At 72.7% G+C, this 1,504-nt stretch carries 3 protein-coding genes; all 3 read left to right on the top strand.

Translation table 11 applies throughout. From position 1 onward, the window contains the following. On the top strand, positions 1-808 hold an 808-nt coding region (locus APM_RS17120), incomplete at its 5' end, for a hypothetical protein (RefSeq protein WP_007424654.1). After that, positions 805-1,311 carry a TspO/MBR family protein gene (locus APM_RS17115; protein ID WP_007424653.1) on the top strand — a complete coding sequence of 169 codons (507 nt, stop codon included), beginning with the start codon at positions 805-807 and terminating at the stop codon, positions 1,309-1,311. The genes APM_RS17120 and APM_RS17115, both read left to right, overlap by 4 nt. 1 nt (position 1,312) lies before the next feature. Next, positions 1,313-1,504 (top strand): ATP-binding protein (locus tag APM_RS17110; protein ID WP_007424652.1); only part of this gene is annotated, 192 nt, incomplete at its 3' end.

The following is a 1,504-nucleotide window of genomic DNA, read 5'->3' as shown; positions in this document are numbered from 1 at the left end:
GCTGGTGCATTACCGCGCCGGCGAAATGCGGCACACGGTGGCGGCGCGGGCGGTGATCGGCGCCGATGGCGCGGCCTCGGCGGTTGCGCGGCAGATGGTGCCGGGTGCTGGTGCTGCGCGGCGGGTGTTCGCCTATCACGAGGTGATCCGCACGCCGGCGGCGGGTGCGGCGGCCGCGGGCTGGGATGGCAGGCGGTGCGACATTTATTACGACGCCCGCGTTTCGCCCGATTTCTACGCGTGGATCTTCCCGCATGGCGAGACCGCGAGCATCGGCACCGGCAGCGCGGTGAAAGGGTTCTCGCTGCGCCGCGCCGTCGCGGCACTGCGCGAGGAGACCGGGCTCGGGCAGGCGGAGACGATCCGCGCCGAGGGCGCGCCGCTGCCGCTGAAGCCGTTGGCGCGGTGGGATGACGGGGTGAACGTGCTGCTGGCCGGGGATGCCGCCGGGGTAGTGGCGCCGGCTTCGGGCGAGGGGATCTATTACGCGATGCTCGGCGGGCAGCTCGCCGGCGAGGCGGCCGACGCGTTCTGCGCCAGCGGCGATGCGCGGGTGCTGCGCGAGGCGCGGCGGCGGTTCATGGCGGCGCATGGCATGGTGTTCGCCGTGCTCGGGATGATGCAGGATTTCTGGTATGCCAGCGATCGGCGGCGGGAGCGGTTCGTCGCCATCTGCGGCGATGCCGACGTGCAGTCCATCACCTGGCAGGCCTATATGGAAAAGGCGCTGGTGCGGGCGAAGCCGGCGGCGCATCTGCGCATCTTCGCGAAGAACATCGCGCATCTGACCGGGCTGGCGCGGGCATGAGCGCGCTCGGGGGCGGCTGGGGGCCGGTGCTGGTCGCGGCGGGTGCGGCGGCGGCGACGGCGCTGGCCGGCGGGCTCGCGACGCGGCTCGGCGCCTGGTACCGCCAGCTCCGCAAGCCGTCCTGGCAGCCGCCGGAATGGCTGTTCGGTCCGGTCTGGACGCTGATCTTCGCGCTCGCAGCCGCCGCCGGCGTGATCGGCTGGGAGAGCGCGCCCGCGCCCGGCGCGGCGGGGCGGCTCCTGGTGCTGTTCGGGCTCAACGCGGTGCTGAACATTCTCTGGAGCGTGCTGTTCTTCACCCTGAAGCGGCCGGACTGGGCGCTGGCCGAGCTGGTGGCGCTGTTCGCCTCGATCGCGGCGATCATGCTGGCGATGCAGCCCTATGCTGCGGGGGCGAGCCTGTTGCTGCTGCCCTATCTGCTGTGGGTGGGTTTCGCCGGCGTGCTGAACCTGACGATCGTGCGGCTGAACCGCCCGTTCGGCGCCGCCATGGGAGCGCGCTGACATGGGCCCGTATCCGTTCAGCGCGATCGTCGGCCAGGCGGAGATGAAGGAGGCGCTGCTGATCGCGGCGATCGAGCCGGCGCTGGGCGGGGTGCTGGCGCTGGGCGATCGCGGCACCGGCAAGTCGACCGCGGTGCGGGCGCTGGCGGCGTTGCTACCGGCGGTGAGTGCCGTGGCGGGCTGCCGCTATCGC

Origin of the sequence: Acidiphilium sp. PM (assembly GCF_000219295.1) — a bacterium.
Taxonomy (GTDB): domain Bacteria; phylum Pseudomonadota; class Alphaproteobacteria; order Acetobacterales; family Acetobacteraceae; genus Acidiphilium; species Acidiphilium multivorum.
Note: the sequence above shows the minus strand (reverse complement) of the source record. Positions and strands in the feature narration are given on the sequence as shown.